We start from the raw sequence: 21,757 nt of genomic DNA, 5'->3' as shown, positions 1-21,757 counted from the left end.
GCGGTGCTCAGGTTACGGCAAGGGGCTACGGGGATTTTCCGTCGGCTTGAGCCGCTCGATACCAAGCGCCTTCATCACGTATTTCTCGTAGATCGGCTCGGTCTTGCCCACGCGGATCTTGTGCATGAAGTATTTCTCGAACGCCACCTTGGCCACGTGCACCCACTTGCCCTCCCGCGCCCAGGTCACGTTGCGCGGCGGAATCTGCGGAATGGCCACGAATGCCGCACCGCTGTCGCCCATGTCGGCCAGGCACACCGCGTTCCAGGTGGCCTCGGCGGTTGCCGGTTTGCTTTCGATCGCGGACTTGATGTTGGTCACCAGCGCCGTGACCATCGACTCGATCATGAAGCCGGTCTTCGGTGCGCCGGTCGGTACGGGCGTCACCTCCACCGGTGGGATCGCCACGCAGACGCCGGCGGCATAGATGTTGGGGAAGGTCGGGTTGCGCTGGTACTTGTCGATCAGCACGAAGCCGCGCGGATTCACCAGCCCTACCACCCCGAGCACGGCCGCCACACCGGTGAACGCCGGAATCAGCATCGCGTACGCAAAGGGCAAGGCATGCTGCTGCACCGGCTGGCCATGGGCATCGTGTTCGCTGACCAGCATCTGGCTGGGCTCGACCTTGTCGACACGGGCGTTGGTCACCCACTTGATGTGGCGCTCGCGCAGTTGCTTCTCCAGCAGGCCTTTCGAGTCACCCACGCCGCCCAGGCCCATGTGGCCGATATACGGCTCCGGTGTCACGAAGGTCATCGGCACCTTGTCGCGCAGCTTGCGCCGGCGCAGGTCGGTATCCAGCAGGAACGCGAATTCGTACGCCGGGCCAAAACAACTGGCACCTTGCGCTGCACCCACCACGACGGGCCCGGGCGCCTTCAGGAACGCCTCGTAGGCAGCCCAGGCGCGGGTTGCATGCGGCGTCGTGCATACGGATTGGGTGTAGCCATCTTCCGGTCCGAAACCGGGTATCTCGTCGAAGGCCAGGCGTGGTCCGGTCGTGATGACCAGGTAGTCGTAATGCAGTTCGCGCCCATCCTGCAGCCGCACGAGGTTCGCCGCCGGATTCACCGCGCTCGCTGGCGAGTCGAAAAAATCGATGTCGTGCCGGGTCAGCGCCGGGCCGGCGTCGATCTGCACCTCGCCCGGCTTGCGCCAACCGATGCCCACCCAGGGGTTGGACGGCGTGAAGGAGAACTGGCCGCCCTCGCCCACCACCCTGACCCGATGTCCGCCACCCAGCGCATCCTTGATCTCGTACGCCGCGCTCATGCCACCCAAACCCGCACCCATGATGATGACATCACTCATGACAGACTCCTGCTTGGTCGGTGCCCACAGCATGGGCTGGCGCACCTTGCGGGGACTTGATGCTGGTCAATTCGATGGCGGGCGGCAGTCGCGACAAAACATCGCGGCAGCGCTGGCAGCGCGCTGTCAGCGTGCTTCGTCGATGATGCGGGTCAGGGTTTGCTCGACCTCGCCCGCAATCGCTGCAAGTGCGAGGTCGCTGGACAGCATGGCCAGCATCGGCCCCGGCCGGATCATGCCGATCCAGGTCTTGCCACCGTCGGTATAAACCGAAACACGACACGGCAAAGCCATGTTCATCCGCATGTCGGCGGCCAGCACGCCCGCCGCCTGCTTCGGATTGCACACCTCGAAAACCTGGCACTCGCGCTCGAACGCGATGCCCTTGCTGCGCAAGGTCGTGCCCAGATCGTGCACGTGCAGCAAACCAAAACCGTTGCGCGCCACCGCCTCGGTCAGATCGGTTGCCGCCTGTGCCGGCGACTTGGCAGTCTCAACGATGTAATACATGGCTCACTCCGTTCGGACCGATCAAACAATGCGGGAAGGAAAGGCGCAGCCGGGTTTCATGCCCAGCTTCTTCAGCATCAGCGCCAGCGGGCAGAAGCCGGTGAACGATGATTGCAGCAAATTGGCACCCACAAAGACCGACACCCAGATCCAGCCGGGCGCCACGAAATGCGCCAGCGCGATGCCCAGCAGCACAACCGCGCCGGCAAAACCGATGACCATGCGATCGACATTCATGACCCGAGGCTCCTGTGGTGGAAAAGCTTCGCGGCGTGTACGCCCCGGCGGGGCTGGTTCGGCGCGCCTTGAAGTTAGACATTTACTAAATTAGATATAGCTTAATTAGCTATCCATGCTAAAGTCAACCATATGAAACAACCAACGCCATCCATCGCCAGGGCCCGGGCATGAACCTTCCTGCCCACGCGGATATGAATCTCATGCAGTCGCGTTCCGAAGATGCCGCGCGACTGCTCAAGACGCTCGGCAACGCGCAGCGGTTGCGCGTGCTCTGCCTGCTGCTGGAAGCGGAAATGTCGGTGGGACAGATCAACGAACAGTTGCCCGAGCTGAGCCAGTCGGCGCTGTCCCAGCACCTCGCCCGGCTACGCAGCGACAACCTCGTGACGACGCGGCGCGAGTCGCAAACCGTGTGGTATGCGCTGCCACCGGGGCCGGCCCACTCCATCATCGCCGCGCTGTACGAGATCTATTGCATGCCCGATGCCGGCACCCGCAAGCGCAGCAGTCGGAAACGCCGTTGAGCCGGTTCGCGGAGCCCATCGAAAAAGATTTGATGCACGGACACGCGCGGAACTGACCCACGTCAACGCAGCCACGCAAGACAACCGCCACGATGCGCCCCGAATTCACGGTATCGAGGTGCTTATGCAACTGGTCTGTCCTGCCGGCAACCTGCCCGCGCTGCAAGCGGCGATCGATGCCGGCGCCGATGCGGTCTACGCGGGTTTCCGCGACCAGACCAATGCGCGTGCCTTCCCCGGCCTCAACTTCAGCGACGAGGAACTGCGCGCGGGCATTGCCTACGCGCACCAGCGCGGGCGACAGGTGTACCTCGCATTGAACACCTACCCCGACAGCGCGCGGCTGCAGCAGTGGTACACGGCGGTGGACAAGGCGGCGGAGTTCGGTTGCGACGCGATCATCGCGGCCGAGATGGCGGTGCTCGATTACGCCACGCGCAGGCATCCGTCGCTGAAGCGGCATCTGTCCGTGCAGGGTTCGGCCACCACCGCGCCGGCACTGCGTTACGCGCACGAGCGCTTCGGCATCAGCCGCGCGGTGCTGCCGCGGGTGCTGTCGATCCAGCAGGTGGAGCGCCTGTGCGAAGGCTCGCCGGTGCCGATCGAGGTGTTCGCGTTCGGCAGCCTCTGCATCATGGTCGAGGGTCGCTGCCAGCTCTCCAGCTATGTCACCGGCGCCTCGCCGAACCGGCACGGCGTGTGTTCGCCCGCCAGTTTCGTGCGCTGGGAAGAGCACGACGACGGCCGCCGCAGCGTGCGCCTGAACCAGGTGCTGATGGACAAGTTCGAGCCCGCCGAACCGGCCGGCTACCCGACCGTGTGCAAGGGCCGCTTCGACGTCGGCGGCGAGATCTTCCACGCGCTGGAGGAACCCACCAGCCTCAACACGCTGGAGCTGCTGCCGCGCCTGGCGCAGGCCGGCGTCGCCGCCTTGAAGATCGAAGGCCGCCAACGTGGCGTCGCCTATGTGGCATCCGTCACCCGCACCTGGCGCGAGGCGCTGGACCGCCACGGCGCCGCGCCCGCCGCGTGGAAACTGCAGCCGGAGTGGCAATCGTCACTGTCCCGCCACGCCGAGGGTCACCAGACCACGCTCGGCCCCTATCACCGCTCCTGGCATTGAACCGATGACGACGATGAAACTGAGCCTGGGCCCGCTGCAATATTTCTGGCCACGCGAACGCACGCTGGCGTTCTATCGCGAAGCCGCCAGCTGGCCACTGGACATCATCTATCTGGGCGAGACGGTGTGCAGCAAACGCCGCGAGCTGGGCACGCGCGACTGGATTGCGCTGGCCGCGGAGCTGGCCGAAAGCGGCAAGCAGATCGTGCTGTCGTCGCTGGCATTGATCGAGGCCGAGTCCGAACTGGGCGTGCTGCAGCGGCTGATCGACGAAGGCGGCTGCTGGATCGAGGCGAACGACCTCTCCGCCGTGCAGCTGTGCCGCGAGCGGGGGATGCCGTTCGTTGCCGGCCCCACGCTCAACATCTACAACCACCACGCGCTGACCATGCTGATGGACGACGGCCTGCGCCGCTGGGTGCCCGGCGTGGAACAGGGCTACACCCTGCTGCGCGAACTGCGCGACGCGATGCAGACCGAGGAACAACCGATGCCCGAACTCGAGGTGATCGCGTTCGGCCGTCTGCCCCTGGCCTACTCCGCCCGCTGCTTCACCGCCCGTGCCTTGGACGTGGCCAAGGACCAATGCGACTTCCGCTGCATCGAATACCCCGACGGCATGCCGCTGGCCACCCGCGAGGGTCGCCCCTTCCTGCGCATCAACGGCATCCAGATCCAGGGCGAGGAAGTGACCGACCTCGGCCCCGAAATCCTGCAACTGCGTGAACTCGGCGTCGACGTGCTGCGCCTGTATCCCCAGGCCGAAGGCATGGCCGACATCGTGGGCCATTACCACCTCGTCCGCCGCTCACCACTGCCACCACCGCGCATCGGCGCCCGCAATGGCTACTGGCATGGCGAGCCGGGGATGCGGCCGGTGGTGGCTGAGCAGGCTGTGCCTGTCGGCTGAGGTAGCTATCGGAGAACTCGCATTGAACGCGCCATGACAGCGCCACAAGAGACGCTCCGGTCTGGAGGCATTCTTGGGCCGCCGGGCAAAGCTTAACGTCCCATTTGATGCGGTAAGCTACGCTGTGGTTCGACTCCAGCTTTAGGCTCAACAGGGATGGTTGCATGAAAGACGAGAAGGTTTCGCTCGTTGAATCGCTTGCAATGTTCAACGCCCTATCGATCGAAATCAGGTCCAAGATTGACGGCCTTGTAAAACAAGTTCTTTTCCTAAGTGGCGGCGTTCAAGCAATCACCATTGGTGCATTTTTCAGCGGTAAGCCACCTCATTTTCCTGCTCCGGCAACTGAACTACTGCGGTGGGGGTGGCTTTCACTGTCTGTCTGCATCGTTCTTTGTCTGGTCTTCATGCTAGGTCATGTGCTCACCATGATCTGCGTCGGCCTTGAATCCAAGAAGAAGCTTGAACAAGATCGTTCTGGCGCGGAGGTTCTAGTGGCTCCCAAGCCGCTGCGCGTACTTAACTGGGTCGTGGGTCTCTCGGCCTTCGTTTGCTGCGCCGCGGGCATGATTACGATTTCGCTGGCGGCTATGGCTTTAATTGGCGATCCAGCCGGCAGCTAACATTCGTTCAAGGCCGACGACTTCACCGCCGCCTTTACTAACGTCAGCCCAACTGCGCGAAGGGAAACTATGAAGCGGCTTACCATGTTGTTTTTCGCATTGCTGTTCGTGCCCACAACAAGCGCAGCTCAAGATGGCGTGGCTATCCACGGCTTCGATGACATGTCTTGTGGCGCCTGGGTCTCGTCCACCGGAAACGGTCTCGTACGCGCGCAGTATCTATCCTGGTTTCGCGGATTCGTCTCTGGTGTCAACTTTGCCGATTCAAAGCACCAGATTAGCCTCGGCCAAATGCCAACCAACGATACTCTTTCGCTTTACATCGATAAGTATTGTCGCGAGAAACCTCTCGGTTCATTCCCTGGAGCAGCATTTCAGCTGGTCAGAGAGCTTCGCGGCCAACCGTAGCCGCAATACCGGTACCGAACCGAGGTCGGAGACGACTTCCAGACTTCGAAAGCGTGCCTTGGCCTTTTCTCGCTGGGGCTTCGCCGCTCAGCTCCAGCGTAAGCGTCCAATGCCCGCCTTTACCCCAACCGCTGCGTTTCTACTCTCGGCAGCGGCGTTGACGTTTGCGGTTCTCTGTCTGTTGCCCCTGCGTGAGGTCTTTCCGCGCACTGCCGCAAGCACAGTGTTGCTTTGGCTGGTTACGCCTTCGGCCCATGGCTGGCAAACACCCGAGCAGTTCCATCCTTTCCGATCAGCATCACGTCGTAGTGCTGCGGCGCGCCCATTTCCATGCCGGGTGAACCCATCGGCATGCCGGGTGCGGCCAGGCCGCGTGCGTCGGGGTGTTCGGTGAGCAGGCGTTGGATATCTTCCGCGGGGACGTGGCCTTCGATCACGTAGCCGTCGATTTTCGCGGTGTGGCAGGACGCAGCGTCGGCCGGCACGCCCAGACGGGTCTTGACGGCGGCCATGGCCGGCTCCTCGTGCGAGTTGACGGTGTAGCCCTGCGATTCCATGTAGCGAATCCAGTTGACGCAGCAGCCGCAGGAGGGGTCGTGGTGGACCTCGATGGCACTGGACATGGCCACGGCGGCGACGGGTGACAGGGCCGCACCCAGGACAAGGGTACGCAGCAAACGGGGCAAGCGATGTTTCATGGGATCTTCTCGGTCAATGGTGGTAGCAAACAACACGCCATATGGCCGTTGTCAGCTTGCAGTTACCGGTGCGGCATGCAGTTGCACACCCAGCGCGCGCAGAACCTTGAGCACGGTGCCGAAGTTCGGGTTGCCCGTGGGTGACAGCGCGCGGTACAGCGCTTCACGCGCCAATCCGGTGTCGTTGGCAAGTTGGGTCATGCCGCGCGCCCGGGCTACGGTGCCAATGGCTTTGGCAATGAACGCGGTATCGTCGCCGGCTTCCTCGAGCACGGCGTCCAGATAAGCGGCGATGTCCTCGTCGGTCTTGAGGTGTTCGGCAGAATCCCAGGGACGGGTGGTGATCTTGTTCATGACGGATGCCTTCGGTTTTTGCGGGGGCGGTTTCGGGCAAGTAGCGAGGACGGTAGCCCTCACTCCAGGTTCCTGGCTATTTCCTTGGCCTTCGCTATGTCGGCGCTTTGCCTGCTCTTGTCGCCGCCGACCAGCAATACGATGACTTCGCCGGAACGTTCCGTGTAATAGACGCGATAACCTGGGCCGACGTCGACTTTCATTTCGTTGACGTCGCCAGCCAGGGCGCGACACTGGCCTGGGTTGCCGTTCGCAAGTCGATCGATTCGTACTGCAATGCGAGCCTTGGCCTGACGATCCCGTAGCTTGCTGTACCAGCTGTCGAACACGCTGGTTGTGCGGATCGTGGCCATGCATCGATAGTAACTTACAGGTTACAAAAGGGCAAGCTCGTCAGATGGCTGAAGCCTGCCGCGAACTGAGCTCAGAACGCATAACCCAGCACCGTGAAATAGTGGCAGCCCGTGCCGGCGAGTACGAACAGATGCCAGATGAAGTGGCTGTAGCGCAGTCGTTCGTGCAGCAGGAAGAACACCACGCCCAGTGTGTATGCGGCGCCGCCAGCGAACAGCAACGTCAACCCGGCGGCGGGCATGTTTTGCCATAGCGGGCGGATGGCGATCAGGGCCATCCAGCCCATGCCCACGTACAGCGCGGTGGACAGCCGCTCGAAGCGCGCGCCCACCAGCAGTTTGAATACCAGCCCCAGCAAGGCCAGGCTCCAGATCACCGCCAGCAGCGCCAGTCCCCAGCTGTTGCGCAATACGCCGAGCGCGATGGGGGTGTAGGTGCCGGCGATCAGCAGGTAGATGGCGCCGTAGTCGAGGCGTTGCAGCCAGGCCTTGGCACGCACGTGGGAGACCGCGTGATACAGGGTCGAGGCCATGTACAGCAGGATCGCGCTGCCGCCGAACACCGCCGCACCCACCATCGCCGCCGTGCTGCCGATGCGCACCGCGTTGACCACCAGGATCGGCAAACCCACGATCGCCAGCAGCACGCCCAGCCCGTGGCTGATGCTATTGGCGATTTCCTCGCCCATGGTCGAGGGGCGCGATTCGGATGTGGCAGGTGTCGACATGGGCAGGCCTGTGGGTGTGAAAGGTCAACGACTGGACGTTCAGACGTCCATTTCGGGTGCTGCGATGTAGTGGGCGCCGAGGCTTTCATGGCGTTGCAGGGCCGCGTCCAGCAGCGATTGCGCCAGCCGTGCCTGCCAGCCCTGTCCTTGCCATGCCATCAGCTGCAACAGGTAATGGCGCAGCGACTCGGTTCGACGCACCGGCCCGGCGGCTTGCCACAACAGGTCGCGCAGACGGGACAGATCGGTTGCCGCCAGCGCGCTGCCGCGTTCCGCCCAGCGGTGTTCCCCGCGTCCGACGACCGCCGGCGTTGCCGCCAGCACGGCACCGAGACGGCGGCCGCAGAGGATCCCTTCCAGCAGCGAGTTGCTGGCCAGGCGGTTGGCGCCGTGCACGCCGTTGCAGGCCACCTCACCCGCCGCGTACAAGCCGGGCACGCTGGTGCGGCCATCGCCATCCACCACCAGGCCACCCATGTGGAAGTGGGCGGCCGGCGTCACCGGAATCGGTTGTCGGCGAGGGTCGATGCCGTGTTTCAGGCAGGCCGCCAGCACGGTGGGGAAAGCGGTCTCCCACTCGGCCGTGATCGCACTGGCATCGAGCCATACGCGGCCGTCATCGCGCCGGGCCTGCCGCCGGGCCTGCCACACGCGCCGCGCCACCACGTCACGCGGGGCAAGGTCGCCCAGCGGATGCAGGCCTTCCATCAGCAAGCGGCCGCCGGCATCGCGCAGGCGCGCGCCGGCGCCGCGCAAGGCTTCGGTGATCAGCGGCAGGCAATGTGCGCCGGGCACGTCCAGCGCGGTGGGATGGAACTGCACGAACTCCAGGTCGCGTGCACGCGCGCCGGCCGCCATGCCCAGTGCCAACCCGCTGCCATCGGCGCCGGATGGATTGCTGGTGCATGCGAACAGCGCACCGATGCCGCCGGTAGCCAGCACCACCGCCGAGGCCTCGATCACGTGCTGCCTCCCCTGCCCGTCGATGGCGCGCACGCCACACACCGCGCCGTCGCGCAGCAGCAAGGCATCGGCATCGAGCCCACCGCGCCACTGGATATGTGCGGCGCATTGCGCCTTGGCCAGCAAGGCCCGCAACAGCACCGCACCGCTGGCATCGCCACCGGCATGGACGATGCGCGCCACCCGGTGACCGCCCTCGCGGCCCAGTTTCAGCGCACCGCCCGCGTCACGGTCGAACGCCACGCCTTGCGCCTGCAACCAGGCGATCGCCTCGGGCGCCTGCGCGCACAGCCAGCGGACCATGGCCACGTTGTTGTGATGGGCGCCGGCTACCAGCGTGTCCTCGGTGTGCGCCAGCGGGCTGTCGGCCGGATCGAGCGCGGCCGCGATGCCGCCTTGGGCCAGCGCGCTGGCACTGCCGGTGCCGTCGATGGCGCGGCACAACAGGCGCACCGGCGCCGGCGCCGCCGCCAGCGCCGTGGCCAGCCCGGCCACGCCGCCGCCGATCACCACGATGGGTGCGCGCGGATGTTTCACACGCTTTCGCGCCGACCCACCGCCAGCATGCGTTGCAGCGCGGCGCGCGCTCGTGCGCTGACATCGGCGGGAATCTCGATGGCGTGTTGCAGGTCGCGCAGGCAGGCGTAGATGTTCTGCAGGGTGATCCGCTGCATGTGCGGGCACAGGTTGCACGGCTTGATGAACTGCGTGGTGGGAAACTGCACGCGCAGGTTGTCGGCCATGGAGCACTCGGTGATCATCGCCACCCGCGCCGGCTTCTCGCGTTCCAGCCACTTGCCCATCGCCGTGGTGGAGCCGACGAAATCCGCCTCGGCCAGCACCTCGGGCGGGCACTCCGGGTGCGCCACCAGCTTCGCATCGAATTGCTCGCGCGCATGCCGCGCCTGCTGCGCGGTGAACTTCTCGTGCACCTCGCAGCGGCCATGCCACAGCACCAGCTCGACCTTGGTCTGGCCGGCGACGTGGCGACCCAGGAATTCATCGGGCAGGAAGATCACCTTGGGCACGCCCAGCGATTCCACCACCTGCACCGCATTGGCCGAGGTGCAGATGACATCGGACTCCGCCTTCACCGCGGCGGACGTGTTGGCGTAGCTGACCACCGGCACGCCCGGATGCTGCGCACGCAAGGCCAGCACATCGGCGGCGGTGATCGACGAGGCCAGCGAGCAGCCGGCTTCCAGATCCGGAATCAGCACGGTCTTGCCGGGCGCCAGGATCTTCGCGCTCTCGGCCATGAAGTGCACGCCGCACACCACGATCAGCTCCGCATCGCAATCGGCCGCCGCCTGGGCCAGGCCCAGCGAGTCGCCGGTGATGTCGGCCACGCCGTGGAAGATCTCCGGCGACTGGTAGCTGTGCGCCATGATCACCGCGCCGCGCTGCTGTTTCAGCGCGTTGATCGCGTCGATCCACGGCAGGTGCATCGGCACTTCCAGACACGGCAGCAAGGGTTCCAGGCGTTCGACCAATGCTGCGTATTCGAGTGGCAAGTCATCGCGCCAGGCGGGCACGGGCAAGATGTCAGTCACGGTCATGCGTTTCGCCAACAGGGGGAACGGTGGATGTCAGACAGCCTGGCCGCGATGGGCGGCGCGGGCGCTGCGGGCAAATCGCGCGCCCCGGTTCAGCGCGATACGCAAGCCCAGCGGCACCGATTCCCACGACAGCCGTTCGAGCAGATTGCGCGCGGTGAGGCCCAGTTCGGTATCACCGGTAAGCACCAATGCGCGCTGGAAGAACAGCGTGTCGGCATCTTCCAGTCGGCTGGCCAGAAGCAACAGATCGGTGGCACTGCCGCGCACGCTGGCCTCGGGCTCTTCATCGACGACGCCCAGGCGGTCGCCACGCAGGGTCAGCACCCAGCGCAGGCCCAGGTCGGTCACTTCGATGGCGAGTTTGCGCCCACGCATGAAGTCGAGTGAACCGTCGTGTATCGGCGTGGCCAGCACGCGCGCCATGGCCGCCTCCAGCCATGCGCGTTGCCAGCGTTGTGGCACGACGATGCGCAGCACCGGCTGCAAACGCCGTGGTGGTGGCAGCAGGCGCAGCAGTCGCGGCGCGAAGCGTTTGGATGGCTGTGGCAAAAAATTGGCAGTGGGCATGATGGCGCGCATCATCGCCGCGATTCGCAGGGTGTTGCCTTGACCCACATCAACAACGCGGCAAGCATGCGCGCCCTGCGTCAATCGGTGGCGTCGACGATGTGCCCCGCCGCCACGGCCAACGCATGCGCCGCCGGCAATACGTTGTCGACGTAGACGTGTTGCGCTTCCCCCGGATCGAAGTCGGCGTGCTTGCGCTTCTTGACGCCATAGTCGGACAGCACCAGATGCGTATCGGCCACCACACCGGCATTGGCCAGGCAGGCCGAGGCGCATTTCAGCACGCAGCCATCCAGCGCCAGGATGCGGCGGCCGCTTTGCGCGGTGCGCACCAGCCCGGTGACGCCGCCACCGACGCCGGCGATGCAGGACATTTCCGCAACGCCTTCGCGATCCAGTTTCAGCGCAAGATCGTTGGCCATCTGCGCGGCGCTGGAACAGCCCGAGCAGGAATAGACCAGCGGCATTGAAGTACTCATGCGTTGTTCTCCATCGTTGATACCTCTCGACTCGACACGAAACGGCGGGCACGGCGGTGTACGCCACACATCGCCAGCCACACACCCAGCCACGCCAGCACGACCGCCGCGCCGGCAAGCCGTGCCAGCCATGGCGACGGCCACAGCACCACCGCCGGCAACAGCAGCAACGGCACATGCGCCAGCAGCGCCCGGTGCTTGTCGCTGTCCGGCAGCAGCCGTTGCACGCCGGGCACCTGCACGCCGCGACCGCAGTGGCGGTGCAGCTCGATCCAGCCGATGAACGCCACGATCTCCATCGCCATGCACGCCACCAGCAGCGGCAACGCGATACCCACGCCTAGCGCCGCGGCAAGGCGGCCGTTGCCAAGCAGCAGTGCCAGCGATGCCACCAGCAGTACGCTCAGTCCCGCGCGCCAGCCATGCAGCAAGGGGCCGCGTCGCGGTCGCGGCGCACGCCATTGCAACCACATCAGCGCCGCCGCCAGCAGCGCGCCGAACACACCAAGCATCAGCCGCAGGCCAATGTCGTCGCCCTGCTGCAGGCGCCATGCAGCCGCCAGCGGCAGGCCGATCACCACGCCGACCAGCCAGGCCGTCTGGACGGCCGAAGGCAGCGTGCCGGTGCCCTGGAACATCGGCATCACCACGCGCGATACCGTGGCGATCAGCACCACCACCCAACCCAGCACACCCCAACTGGCATGCACGTCGGTCAGCGCCAACGCCGGCCATGTCAACCAGCCGCCCAACGCCAGCGTGAGGCCGCCGCCCAGCAGTGCCGTAAAGACCGCGCCAAACAAGGCCACGACGAAACCCGCCCGCAACAAATGTTGTGCAGCCGCGGTCAGCAAACCGGGCAAGGTCATGCCGGCCAGCAGCAAGAAACTTGCGGGCAACAACACGCCGGCAGCACCCAGCGCAAAGCGCCAGTGATGATGCAGGCCGACCACCAGCAACACGCTGCCGAGATTGAACAAGCCGTGCAGCCACCTGCCCCAGCGCAGCCCGCGCACTTGCACGCCGGCGGCTGCGGGCAGGAACTGCAGCACGCTGCCGAACATCGCGTTGCCAAGCACGCCTAGCGTGAACACATGCACCAGCGCCAGCGTGCCCGGGTTCCAGCGCGAGCGCAGCAGCGCGTCGCCATCGAGGATCAGCAACAGCCCCGCGAACATGCCCCACCACGGCATGCAAAGCAGGAAACGTCGCGGCAAGGCGGGCGCAGGCGCCCGCTCAATCGTCAGCCGGGCCATGCGGATCGGGGCGACGAATCCACACACGCGCACTCTGGTCGGGCAGCAGCTCCGCTTCGGCGTGCAGGCCGCGTTCGGCCAACACCTCCAGCAACGGCAGCGGCATGAACGGGGTGAGCACGCTCAGCGCGCCGCCGGGTGGCAGCGCGTCGGCGGCGGCCAGCGCGCGTTCCATCGGTTCGGGCATGGGCAGCGCGCGCAGGTCGAGTTCGTCGACAGGCGCGGCAACCGGCGAGGCGATAGCGGATCGGTTCGGGGAAAAAGCCATGCCGTCATTGCAACGGCATGACCACGGCCGCGCGCTGATCTGGGTCAACGCAGCAGGGGTTGCCTCCCATGCCATTCCAACTGTAACCACAGCCGCGCATCGTCGCGACCGAAACCATCGGCACGGTAATCGGACACCTTCACCAGCGCACTGAGCCCGTCTGTCAAAGGCGCGGACAGCGACGCATTCCACTCGCTGCCGTAATGCCTGTCGCCGTCCGTGCGATGCGTGGCGCGATAGTCATGCCAGCCCACCACCCAACCGAGCCGCGCCGCAACGCCGTGCTGGCCGAGGTTGCCGTTGAACGCGACGTAGCGATCATCCAGCCCGCCGGTCGGCGTCACGTTGAACTGGTCGGCCCAGCCGTTGAACGCATGCAGCGTCCCCAGCGGCGTTTGCAAGGCGTGGTGACCGTTGCCACCGAGATGCTCCCAGCCCAGCTTCGCGGTGACGCCGTACTGCGTCCACGACGGTTCCGCCAGCCAATACGTGTGGACAAACGATTGCGGGTTGTTGGCGTAATCGCGTTGCTGCGCCGCCTCCAGTGCCCAGCCGAAACCGCCATCGGTCGCGGCGGGCTTGCCGGTCCAGCGCAGGCCCGAGGTCACGCTGGAGGCAGTGGCCACATCGCGGTCGTCATGCAGGTAGGTGTAGCCGGTCCATTGTTGTCTGCCGCGCACGTAACTGGCGTTGAGCAGATGGGTGTCGAGCCGGCGCTCGCGGGCCTGCGGGTTCAACGCGTCGCGACCGGCCACGCGATGCACGCGATCGAGCCAGTCGTAGCGCAGGGTCCAGCCGTTGGCCGGCTGCCATTGCATGCCGATGCCGTCGAAGGTTTGTTCGTGCTGACGCCAGCCGCTGTTGCCCACCCAGCGCTGGTTGTCCAGCAGCAGGCGGCGGCGCCCGGCGGTCACACCGAAAGTGTCACCCTGCCAGGCAAGCCAGGCCTGGTTGAGCTCGCTGCCGCGAGGATCGGTGATGCCGGGATAACGCGTGCGTCCGTTTGCACCGCTGTTGTAGTCGTTGCCCGCGCTGGCCACGCCGGCACCTTCCAGCAGTGCGCTCCAGCCATCGCCGAAACTGGCGCGCAGGCCCAACCGCAGGCGCAGCGTATCGGCGCGTGCGTCACGACTGAAGGCGTCGTTGTCGACCTGCTCGTGGCGGACGCGCATATCCCATTCCAGTTGCAGTGGAGCCGCTGCTGCATCGGTGGTTGCTGCGTGCGCGGGCAACGTCAGCATGCCCACTGCCAGCAGGCAGCTTGCGGAAAGAACCTTGTGTTTCACCTTCATCACCATGCTCCCTTGTGGATGGGGAGCAGTCTCTGCGCGGCGCCAGTGGTGCCGTTTGACCGCCGTCAAATCCGCACGAAAAAAGCGGCCAGCGTGACAACGCGCCACACTACCGCCGTGCGGCATGCATGCCATCGCGAGCGCTGATGACCGCACATTCCGGGGGATATATATTCAACGACATTCAAACGGGATGGCCGCATGAAACAAACCAGGCGTCGATGCCTCGCGCTGCTTTTCGTGCTGCCGATGGCGTGCATCAGCGCTACCGCCTGTGCGGCGGATCTGGTGGTTTCCGCGGCGTCCAGTCTCACCAACGCCTTCCAGGAGGTGGCGCGCGCCTACGAGGCCGTCCATCCCGAAACGCATGTGGTGTTGAACTTTGCCTCGTCCGATACCTTGATGCGCCAGATCGTGCAGGGCGCGCCGGTGGACGTGTTCGCCTCGGCGGACCAGACGGCGATGGATCGTGCGCAGGCACAGGGTGTGCTGAGCGCCGGCAGCCGCGTCGATTTCGCGGCCAACCAGCTGGTGTTGATCGTGCCCTCCTCCAGCCCTGCACGCGTCGACGCGTTGAAGGATCTGTTGGGGCCCATGTTCAAGCGCGTCGCCTGGGGCAACCCCGCCTCGGTGCCGGCGGGACGTTACGCGCGACGCGTCCTCGACGATGCGGGGCTTGCCGGTGCGCTTGAGTCGCGGGCGGTACTGGCGCAGAACGTGCGCCAATGCCTGGACTACGTCCGCCGTGGCGAAGTGGATGCGGGTTTCGTCTATGCCACCGATGCGGCGATGGCGCGCGCGCAGGTGCGGATCGCCTTGCGGCTGGATTCGCCCACGCCGATCACCTATCCCATGGCGATCGTGGCGCAGACCGCGCGTGCGTCCGCAGCGCGATCGTTCCAGCACTTCGTACTTTCCGCTGACGGGCAGGCCCTGTTGGCGAAATACGGTTTCCTGAAACCGCACTGATGGTGCCGGATATCTGGCAGCCGTTGTTGCTGTCGCTGAAAGTGGCGCTGTGGGCGACCGGCCTGAACCTGTTGCTGGGCGTGACCACCGCGTTCGTCCTGTCGCGCTGGCGATCGCGGCTGAGCAATTTGTTCGATGCGATGTTCACTCTGCCGCTGGTGTTGCCGCCGACCGTGCTGGGTTACTACTTGCTGGTGCTGCTGGGCCGGCGCGGCGCGTTCGGCGCGTGGCTGGAGCATTGGGGGATCAACCCCGTGTTCACCTGGCAGGGCGCGGTGATTGCCTCCACCCTGGCCGCGTTTCCGCTGGTGCACAAGGCCGCCAGGGCGGCGTTCGAGAGTGTCGATCCGCAACTGGAAGGCGCGGCGCGGGTGTTGGGTTTGTCGCGGCTGGCGGTGTTCTTCCGGGTCTCGCTGCCGCTGGCATCGCGCGGCATCGTGGCCGGCGCCCTGCTGGCCTTTGCGCGGGCGCTGGGTGAGTTCGGCGCCACCTTGATGATCGCCGGCAACCTGCCCGGGCGCACGCAGACGTTGTCGGTGGCGATCTATTCGGCGATCGAAGCCGGTGACGAAGCCGGCGCCAATACCCTGGTGGTCGTCGCCTCGCTCACCTGCATCGTGGTGCTGTTGCTGGCCGGTCGACTCACCCGGGGGCATGCCCCGCAGCGGGTGGTTTGAGCATGGTGATCGACGTCGACATTCGCCACACGCTGGCTGGCCCGCATCGACCGTTTTCGCTGGACGTGCGGTTTCGCTCGGAGCATGCGCGCATCGTTCTGTACGGACCGTCCGGCTCGGGCAAGAGTCTCACCCTGCGCGCCATCGCGGGACTGATCACGCCCGATCAAGGCCGCATCGTGGTGCATGGCCAGACCTGGTTCGATGCCGACCAACGCATCTGCCTGTCCGCGCCGGCGCGTCGGGTGGGCTATCTGTTTCAGGACTACGCGCTGTTTCCCCATCTCACCGTGGGCCAGAACGTGGCGTTCGGCCTTGGCGCGGGCTGGCGCAATCCGTCGCGTCGTTCCTTGCCCGAGGCGGCGCGGCATTGGCTGGCGGCGTTCGAGCTGGATGACCTCACCGATCGCTATCCCTGGCAGATTTCCGGCGGACAGCAACAGCGCGTGGCATTGGCGCGCGCGCTGGCGCCGGACCCTCAGCTGCTGTTGCTGGACGAACCCTTCGCCGCGCTGGACCCACCGTTGCGCACACGCATGCGCGAACACCTGCTCGCGCTGCAATCGCGGCTGGGCCTGCAGATGTTGATGATTACCCATGACCCGTCCGACGTTGAGGCACTGGGCGAACACGTGCTGGAGATCCGCGAGGGACGCATCCACGCGGACTCGCGAACAGCAGACGTTACGGGCTGAAATCTGGTCCGGTGCTCAGGCGCAGCGGTGTCGCCAGCTCAAGACTGGCGATCTCCACCGGCATGCCGGCAGCGCAGTCGCCGGCCTGCTCATCCAGCACGATCCAGGCATCGGCGTTTGCAAAAGGCTGGATGCGAAACGGCTCCTGTTGATCGACGGGGCGTGCCTGCAGTTGGCCGCGATCGTCCAGCCACAACGTGGCGCGCAGGAAATGGCGCAGCCCGGGTTTGGGGTGCTGCGCCGAAGCCAGCACGGCGCGAAGGGTCGGCTCACTGCCCTGCCCGCACATCGCACGCAGCACGGGTGCCACGAAGAAACGGGCGCCAACGGCCACCGCCATCGGCGTGCCCGGCAAGGCAAGCACCAGTGGGCCGGTGTGCAGGCGCGCGGCGAGCAACGGTTTGCCCGGACGCATCGGGACCTTGTGGAACAGCACCTGCGCGCCAAAGTGGCGTAGCGCCGCAGGCACGAAATCGTATCGGCCCATGGATACCGCACCGGTGCTGATCACCAAGTCGACGCCCGCCTCGACGGCACGCTGCAAGGCTTCCAGGTACGGGTGCACCGTGTCATCGACCGTTTCGCAAGACACCACGTCGGCGCCCGCGCGCCCGAGTGCCGCCGTCAGGTACGGGCCGTTGGAGTTGTGGATCTGGCCATCGCGCAAGGATGCAGTCGGACCGGTCTGCAGTTCCTTGCCCGTGCAGACGATCGCCACGCGCGGACGACGGACTACGGCGACGTGGCCGACACCCAGCGCCGCCAGCAACATGACCTGCGCCGGCTCGATGCATGTCCCCGCGGCCAGCACGTTCGCACCACGCGGCACGTCCGTGCCCATGCGGCGCACGTTCCGATCGTGCGCGATGTCATCGAGCAGCCGGATGCGATGCGGCGTGCCATCGGGCCGCGCCTGCAGCATCTCGGTGCGCTCCACCGCGATCACCGCGTCGAATCCCTGCGGCAGTCGGGCGCCGGTCATGATTTCGCAGACACCCGCTCCCGCGATGTGGCCGACGTCGCCCGCCGCCCGGGAGCCGTGGACGTGATGCTCGGAACCGCCGCGTGAAGATGCGCCCGCCTTCAGCGCGTAGCCGTCCATGGCCGCGTGATCGAACGACGGCAAGGCCAACGGGCTGGTTACCGTATCGGCAAGCACGCGGCCGGTGGCATCGGCGAGCGCGCAGGTTTCCGATGGCAGAATCGACAGCGGCGCGAGCAGGCGTTCGATGGCGTCGCGGTAGGAAATCATGGCCGTCCAAACGTTCCGATCATGCGCATACGGTGCTGTCGCGCAGCGCGTTCAGGCCGCCCACCAGCGAGTACGCTTCGACGCCGCGCTGGCGCAGTTGCCGCGCGGCATGGTGGCTGCGCTTGCCACTGGTGCATACCAGCAGCAGGTCGCTGTGGAAGGGACCGAGCGGATACGTGGCTATCTCGCTGGCGGGGATGCATAGCGACGCGACCGGTAGCGGTGACGCATCGATTTCGTCCGCATCGCGCACGTCGACGATCACGAAGCCACGGACCACCGCATCAGCCAGAGCGTCGAAACGGCGATCGATATCCACCATGGCGGCATCGATTGCCCGTTGTGCCACGACCAGGCAGCCACCGTGCAGGGAGCAGCCGCTGGCCACGTCGACCGGCAGGCGTTGGCGTGTGCCTTCGAGCAGGTCGACCAGTTGCAGTGACGGATCGCCGGCACCAGGCAAACCGAGCAGCAGCTTCAGTGCCTCCATGGCCTGCATGGTGCCGAGCACGCCTGGCACCGGACCCAGTACACCGGTTTCGGCGCAGCTCCCGGCCAGGGCTGGCGAGGGTGACTCGGGCCACAGGCAGCGCAGGCAGGCGTGGCCGGGGAGCGCGCTGACCACTTGCAGCTGGCCCTCGTACTGGTAGACGCTGGCGAGGATCAGGGGCGTGCCGGTGAGCACGGCGGCGTCGTTGGCGAGGTAGCGACTGCCCAGGTCATCGGTACATTCGACCACCAGATCGAACCGCGCGAACACGTCCGCGATGGTGTCCGCACGCAGGGGCTCGGCGAAGGTCTGCACTTTCACCGCAGGATTGAGCGCCACCACCCGGCGCGCCGCGAGATCCACCTTGCGCTGACCGATATCGCGCGCGTCGTACATCACCTGGCGATGCAGGTTGCTGGCCTCCAGCACGTCGCAGTCGACGATCCCCAGCGTGCCCACGCCCGCGCCGGCGAGGTAGCTGATGACCGGGCACCCCAACCCACCCGCACCGATCACCAGCACGCGGGCCGCGGTGAGTTTCGCCTGGCCGGTATCGCCAACGTCGCGCAGCCGGGTCTGGCGCGAATAGTCGGGCGTAAACGTGGATGGCGCGTGTACGTGGCTTTCGTGCGAATGGCCGTCTGGATGGTCGTCTGCTTCGACATGTGCCGCGTGCGTGCAGGCAACCCAGGCGGTGTCGCCCTCGATGTAGTGTTCTTTCTTCCAGATCGGCAGCCGATGCTTGATCTCGTCGATGATGTAGCGGCAGGCCCGGAACGCTTCGTCGCGATGCGCGGCGGACACGCCGATCCACACCGCCAGGTCGCCGATCCGCAGGTCGCCCACGCGGTGCACGCAGTGTGCGGCCAGCACACCGTAGCGTGCCACGGCCTCGTCCACCACGCGTTCGCCTTCGCTGATGGCCAGCTCGGCATAGGCCTCATAGGCCAGGCCGCTGACCTCGCGTCCTTCGTTGTTGTTGCGTACCCAGCCCTCGAACGAGCAGAAGCCGCCGGCGCCGGAATGCTTGAGGGCGTCAAGCAAGGTGGCGACGTCGACGGGTTCGGTGGCGAGCGTGAAGCGCGTCATCCGCCGGCCACCGGTGGAATGAAGACGATGGTGTCGCCGTCGTCGACCGCCCTGCCCCAATCGCTGAAGCGGACATTCACCGCCACCTTGAGCGCGTCGGTGGGCAGCGTGAAACCATGCCGGCCGCACAGTTCGTCGTAAAGGTCGCGCAGCGTGGCCGCCGCGGTATCGATCTGTTCGATGCTGGCGCCCGCCTGCTCGCGCAACTGGGCGTAGTACTGCACGGTGATCCGGCTCATGAAAGCACCTCCAACTGGCGTTGCATCTGTTCGAATTCCTGCGGCGTGTTGATGTTGTCCAGCGTGTTGCCAGGCGGCGGCAGCAAGCGGATGTCGGCCTGGATCAGCACCTTGCGCGGGCAATAGCTGCCGGCCTCATGGCGTTGTTTGAGCCGCTGGTGGATCGGTGGCTCCCACAGCGTGCACAGCGGCTCGGGCAGGCCGTCGAAGCGGCTGGCGAAGGCGGTGGCTTCTTTCGATGTATCGCGTGCGGCGATCAGCGTGCGCAGCGTGGTTTCATCCAGCAATGGCAGGTCGCAGGCGATCACCAGCCAGGCGGCTTCCGGGAAGGCATCGTGCGCCGAAAGGATGCCGGCCACCGGGCCGACCGCGTCGTACGTATCGATCAGTTGCGGCAGGCTGGCACGCAATGGCTCGTCGTGCTGGCTGTCGCGCACCGAAACGAAGGCGCGCTCGGTGAACGCCGTCAGCAACCGCCATGCGCGCAGCAGTTGCGGCTCGCCGCTGTAGTTCAGTTGCGCCTTGTCGCGCCGCATGCGACGGCTGGCACCGCCGCACAGCAACAGGCCGTGGAGTGGCGCGGCGCTCATGTGGATGTTCCCGCGCTGTGGTCGACATCGCGCTTGCCGCCGGTCTTGGCCAGCAGGCGGATCTCGGCGATCACGATGTCGTGCGACAGCGCCTTGCACATGTCGTAGATGGTGAGCGCGGCGACGCTGGCGCCGGTGAGCGCCTCCATCTCCACGCCGGTGCGCCCCTGGCAGGACACGGAGCACGCGATCAATGCGTCGTCGCCCTGCATGGTGATGTCGATGTGGCAGCGGTCCAGCGCCAGCGGATGGCAAAGCGGTATCAGCTGCGCCGTGGCCTTGGCGCCCATCACCCCCGCGATGTTGGCCACGGTGAGCACCGCGCCCTTGGCCGTGACATGCCCGGCGCGATGCAGTTGCGCGGCGACCTCGGGCGGAAACCGCACCCGCGCCTGCGCCTGCGCGGTGCGCCGGGTCACCGCCTTGGCGCCGACATCGACCATCGCCGGCCGGTTTGCGTCATCGACGTGGGAAAGCGTTTGCGCTGCTGCGGTCATGGGCGTCCTCGGACAGGAGTGCGTGGGGGGAAGTCAGCCACCGATGTAGTGCATTTCGATCTTGCGCACGGCGCGTTGGCGGCGCTCCCTGCGTTCCTCGCTGTAACGGTCGTTGCGGCGAAGCCAGGTGTGGCGCAAGCGTTCGCGCAAGGCCTCGTCGTTGCTGCCGTCGCGCAGCAGGCTGCGCAGGTCGGTGCCTTGCGTCGCAAACAGGCAGGTGTAGAGCGAGCCTTCGGACGACAACCGCGCCCTCGAACAATCGCCGCAAAACGGTTCGCTGATCGAGGAGATCACGCCGATCTCGCCCTGCCCGTCGCGGAAGCGGAAGCGTGTGGCCACCTCGCCTTCGCAACGGGGCGGCAGCGGATCCAGTGGCCAGCGCGCGTCGATGGCCGCGATCAGCTCGGCCGATGGCACCACCGCATCGCGGCGCCAGTCGTTGCGGTTGCCGGTGTCCATGTATTCGATCAGGCGCGGCACGATGCCGCTGCCGCGGAAACGCTGCACCAGGTCGAGCACCGTGTGGTCGTTGACGCCGCGTTGCACCACGGTGTTCAACTTGATCCCGCCGGGAAAGCGGGCCGCCTGCGCCGCTTCGATGCCTGCCAGCACCTCGTCCAGTGCGCCACGACCACCGCTCATGCGGTGGAACAACGCCGGGTTCAGCGTATCCAGGCTCACCGTCACCCGGTCCAGCCCGGCCTCGCGCAGCGCCGTGGCATGGCGTCCCAGCAGCACGCCGTTGGTGGTCATGGCCAGGTCGGTGATGCCGTCGATCTGGCGCAAGCGTGCCACCAGCTCGTGCAGCTTCGGGCGCAGCAGCGGTTCGCCGCCGGTCAGTCGCAGCTTGCTGACGCCGAGCGACGCGGCGATGCGGCACAGCCGCTCGATCTCGTCGAAGCTCAACCGTTGCTGGTTGTCCAGGAAGGTGTAGTGGTCGCCATAGATCGACTCGGGCATGCAATAGGTGCAGCGGAAGTTGCAGCGGTCCATCACCGAGATGCGCAGGTCGTGCAGCGGCCGGCCACCCTGATCCCTCAGCGCGGGCGACGCGGGGAAGATATCGGTGCGGGCGAGTGGAACGCTCATG

General features: G+C 66.1%; 28 protein-coding genes and 1 pseudogene. 8 read left to right on the top strand and 21 right to left on the bottom strand.

Annotated features, from left to right (window positions below):
- Positions 1–12 precede the first annotated feature (12 nt).
- The 3 genes from ACFPK0_RS09080 to ACFPK0_RS09070 form a co-directional block, all read right to left on the bottom strand.
- Positions 13–1,314, bottom strand: a complete 1,302-nt coding sequence (locus ACFPK0_RS09080; RefSeq protein WP_377339974.1) for an NAD(P)/FAD-dependent oxidoreductase — start codon at positions 1,312–1,314, stop codon at positions 13–15.
- Between the two features lie 126 nt (positions 1,315–1,440).
- Complete coding sequence (locus ACFPK0_RS09075; RefSeq protein ID WP_056603559.1) at positions 1,441–1,824, bottom strand: DUF302 domain-containing protein; 384 nt, start codon at positions 1,822–1,824, stop codon at positions 1,441–1,443.
- 21 nt (positions 1,825–1,845) lie between these two features.
- The gene (locus ACFPK0_RS09070; protein WP_056603562.1) at positions 1,846–2,061 is read right to left on the bottom strand and encodes a YgaP family membrane protein; all 216 of its coding nucleotides are present in this window, start codon (positions 2,059–2,061) and stop codon (positions 1,846–1,848) included.
- Positions 2,062–2,264: 203 nt separating this feature from the next.
- Between ACFPK0_RS09070 and ACFPK0_RS09065 the strand changes: the two genes are divergently transcribed.
- The 5 genes from ACFPK0_RS09065 to ACFPK0_RS09045 all read left to right on the top strand — a co-directional run bounded on the left by ACFPK0_RS09065 (position 2,265) and on the right by ACFPK0_RS09045 (position 5,652).
- Complete coding sequence (locus ACFPK0_RS09065) at positions 2,265–2,588, top strand: ArsR/SmtB family transcription factor (protein ID WP_235578622.1); 324 nt, start codon at positions 2,265–2,267, stop codon at positions 2,586–2,588.
- Positions 2,589–2,712: 124 nt separating this feature from the next.
- Positions 2,713–3,711, top strand: a complete 999-nt coding sequence (gene ubiU / locus ACFPK0_RS09060) for a ubiquinone anaerobic biosynthesis protein UbiU (protein ID WP_377339971.1) — start codon at positions 2,713–2,715, stop codon at positions 3,709–3,711.
- A 13-nt stretch (positions 3,712–3,724) separates the two neighbouring features.
- Positions 3,725–4,621: a U32 family peptidase gene (locus tag ACFPK0_RS09055; protein WP_377339969.1), complete on the top strand. Its 897-nt coding sequence runs from the start codon at positions 3,725–3,727 to the stop codon at positions 4,619–4,621.
- Positions 4,622–4,785: 164 nt separating this feature from the next.
- On the top strand, positions 4,786–5,244 hold the full coding sequence (locus ACFPK0_RS09050; protein WP_377339967.1) for a hypothetical protein: 459 nt from the start codon (positions 4,786–4,788) through the stop codon (positions 5,242–5,244).
- 69 nt (positions 5,245–5,313) lie between these two features.
- Entirely contained in the window at positions 5,314–5,652 is a 339-nt protein-coding gene (locus tag ACFPK0_RS09045; protein WP_377339965.1) for a hypothetical protein, read from the top strand.
- 239 nt (positions 5,653–5,891) lie between these two features.
- Here ACFPK0_RS09045 and ACFPK0_RS09040 read toward each other — a convergent pair whose 3' ends face one another.
- The 11 genes from ACFPK0_RS09040 to ACFPK0_RS08990 all read right to left on the bottom strand — a co-directional run bounded on the left by ACFPK0_RS09040 (position 5,892) and on the right by ACFPK0_RS08990 (position 14,169).
- On the bottom strand, positions 5,892–6,350 hold the full coding sequence (locus ACFPK0_RS09040) for a DUF411 domain-containing protein (protein ID WP_377339963.1): 459 nt from the start codon (positions 6,348–6,350) through the stop codon (positions 5,892–5,894).
- A 51-nt stretch (positions 6,351–6,401) separates the two neighbouring features.
- Complete coding sequence (locus ACFPK0_RS09035) at positions 6,402–6,704, bottom strand: addiction module antidote protein (RefSeq protein ID WP_377339960.1); 303 nt, start codon at positions 6,702–6,704, stop codon at positions 6,402–6,404.
- 59 nt (positions 6,705–6,763) lie between these two features.
- Positions 6,764–7,057, bottom strand: a complete 294-nt coding sequence (locus tag ACFPK0_RS09030) for a type II toxin-antitoxin system RelE/ParE family toxin (protein WP_377339958.1) — start codon at positions 7,055–7,057, stop codon at positions 6,764–6,766.
- Between the two features lie 71 nt (positions 7,058–7,128).
- On the bottom strand, positions 7,129–7,785 hold the full coding sequence (gene trhA, locus ACFPK0_RS09025; RefSeq protein WP_056603574.1) for a PAQR family membrane homeostasis protein TrhA: 657 nt from the start codon (positions 7,783–7,785) through the stop codon (positions 7,129–7,131).
- A gap of 39 nt (positions 7,786–7,824) precedes the next feature.
- Entirely contained in the window at positions 7,825–9,285 is a 1,461-nt protein-coding gene (nadB, locus tag ACFPK0_RS09020; protein ID WP_377339956.1) for an L-aspartate oxidase, read from the bottom strand.
- The gene (gene nadA, locus ACFPK0_RS09015) at positions 9,282–10,307 is read right to left on the bottom strand and encodes a quinolinate synthase NadA (protein ID WP_377339954.1); all 1,026 of its coding nucleotides are present in this window, start codon (positions 10,305–10,307) and stop codon (positions 9,282–9,284) included. The genes nadB and nadA overlap by 4 nt, the downstream gene beginning before the upstream one ends.
- A 30-nt stretch (positions 10,308–10,337) precedes the next feature.
- Positions 10,338–10,874, bottom strand: a complete 537-nt coding sequence (gene ubiT, locus ACFPK0_RS09010; RefSeq protein WP_377339952.1) for a ubiquinone anaerobic biosynthesis accessory factor UbiT — start codon at positions 10,872–10,874, stop codon at positions 10,338–10,340.
- A gap of 80 nt (positions 10,875–10,954) precedes the next feature.
- Complete coding sequence (locus ACFPK0_RS09005; RefSeq protein WP_377339950.1) at positions 10,955–11,353, bottom strand: putative zinc-binding protein; 399 nt, start codon at positions 11,351–11,353, stop codon at positions 10,955–10,957.
- Positions 11,350–12,609, bottom strand: a complete 1,260-nt coding sequence (locus tag ACFPK0_RS09000; protein WP_377339948.1) for a hypothetical protein — start codon at positions 12,607–12,609, stop codon at positions 11,350–11,352. Before ACFPK0_RS09000 ends, ACFPK0_RS09005 begins: the two co-directional genes overlap by 4 nt.
- Positions 12,590–12,877 carry a DUF2249 domain-containing protein gene (locus tag ACFPK0_RS08995; RefSeq protein WP_377339945.1) on the bottom strand — a complete coding sequence of 96 codons (288 nt, stop codon included), beginning with the start codon at positions 12,875–12,877 and terminating at the stop codon, positions 12,590–12,592. The genes ACFPK0_RS09000 and ACFPK0_RS08995 overlap by 20 nt, the downstream gene beginning before the upstream one ends.
- A 44-nt stretch (positions 12,878–12,921) precedes the next feature.
- Positions 12,922–14,169 (bottom strand): alginate export family protein, encoded by a 1,248-nt coding sequence (locus tag ACFPK0_RS08990; protein WP_377339942.1) that lies wholly within the window; start codon positions 14,167–14,169, stop codon positions 12,922–12,924.
- Between the two features lie 201 nt (positions 14,170–14,370).
- On the opposite strand from ACFPK0_RS08990, the gene modA reads away from it, so the two are divergent.
- From modA to ACFPK0_RS08975, 3 genes are read left to right on the top strand one after another with little or no spacing between them, the layout of a single operon-like run.
- Positions 14,371–15,138: a molybdate ABC transporter substrate-binding protein gene (gene modA, locus ACFPK0_RS08985; RefSeq protein WP_377339940.1), complete on the top strand. Its 768-nt coding sequence runs from the start codon at positions 14,371–14,373 to the stop codon at positions 15,136–15,138.
- Positions 15,138–15,815: a molybdate ABC transporter permease subunit gene (modB, locus tag ACFPK0_RS08980; protein WP_377339937.1), complete on the top strand. Its 678-nt coding sequence runs from the start codon at positions 15,138–15,140 to the stop codon at positions 15,813–15,815. Before modA ends, modB begins: the two co-directional genes overlap by 1 nt.
- A 2-nt stretch (positions 15,816–15,817) precedes the next feature.
- On the top strand, positions 15,818–16,510 hold the full coding sequence (locus tag ACFPK0_RS08975; protein WP_377339935.1) for an ABC transporter ATP-binding protein: 693 nt from the start codon (positions 15,818–15,820) through the stop codon (positions 16,508–16,510).
- Here ACFPK0_RS08975 and ACFPK0_RS08970 read toward each other — a convergent pair.
- The 7 genes and pseudogenes from ACFPK0_RS08970 to moaA form a co-directional block, all read right to left on the bottom strand.
- Positions 16,500–17,762, bottom strand: coding sequence for a molybdopterin molybdotransferase MoeA (locus ACFPK0_RS08970; RefSeq protein WP_377339932.1), 1,263 nt, complete (start codon positions 17,760–17,762; stop codon positions 16,500–16,502). The genes ACFPK0_RS08975 and ACFPK0_RS08970 overlap by 11 nt on opposite strands.
- Before the next feature lie 19 nt (positions 17,763–17,781).
- Positions 17,782–18,960 (bottom strand): ThiF family adenylyltransferase, encoded by a 1,179-nt coding sequence (locus ACFPK0_RS08965; RefSeq protein ID WP_377340306.1) that lies wholly within the window; start codon positions 18,958–18,960, stop codon positions 17,782–17,784.
- Positions 18,937–19,341 (bottom strand): annotated as a pseudogene (locus tag ACFPK0_RS08960) (molybdenum cofactor biosynthesis protein MoaE); the annotation flags it as partial. The pseudogene ACFPK0_RS08960 and the gene ACFPK0_RS08965, both read right to left, overlap by 24 nt.
- Entirely contained in the window at positions 19,338–19,580 is a 243-nt protein-coding gene (locus tag ACFPK0_RS08955) for a MoaD/ThiS family protein (RefSeq protein WP_007080896.1), read from the bottom strand. The gene ACFPK0_RS08955 and the pseudogene ACFPK0_RS08960, both read right to left, overlap by 4 nt.
- Positions 19,577–20,170 (bottom strand): NTP transferase domain-containing protein, encoded by a 594-nt coding sequence (locus ACFPK0_RS08950; RefSeq protein WP_377339930.1) that lies wholly within the window; start codon positions 20,168–20,170, stop codon positions 19,577–19,579. Before ACFPK0_RS08950 ends, ACFPK0_RS08955 begins: the two co-directional genes overlap by 4 nt.
- Positions 20,167–20,667 carry a cyclic pyranopterin monophosphate synthase MoaC gene (gene moaC / locus ACFPK0_RS08945; protein WP_377339928.1) on the bottom strand — a complete coding sequence of 167 codons (501 nt, stop codon included), beginning with the start codon at positions 20,665–20,667 and terminating at the stop codon, positions 20,167–20,169. Before moaC ends, ACFPK0_RS08950 begins: the two co-directional genes overlap by 4 nt.
- 33 nt (positions 20,668–20,700) lie before the next feature.
- Complete coding sequence (gene moaA / locus ACFPK0_RS08940) at positions 20,701–21,756, bottom strand: GTP 3',8-cyclase MoaA (RefSeq protein WP_377339926.1); 1,056 nt, start codon at positions 21,754–21,756, stop codon at positions 20,701–20,703.
- Between the last annotated feature and the right edge of the window lies 1 nt (position 21,757).

This window comes from Rhodanobacter ginsenosidimutans (assembly GCF_042655685.1).
In the GTDB taxonomy this organism is placed as follows: domain Bacteria; phylum Pseudomonadota; class Gammaproteobacteria; order Xanthomonadales; family Rhodanobacteraceae; genus Rhodanobacter; species Rhodanobacter ginsenosidimutans.
The sequence above is the reverse complement of the archived record's forward strand: the minus strand, read 5'-3'. Positions and strand labels throughout refer to the sequence as shown.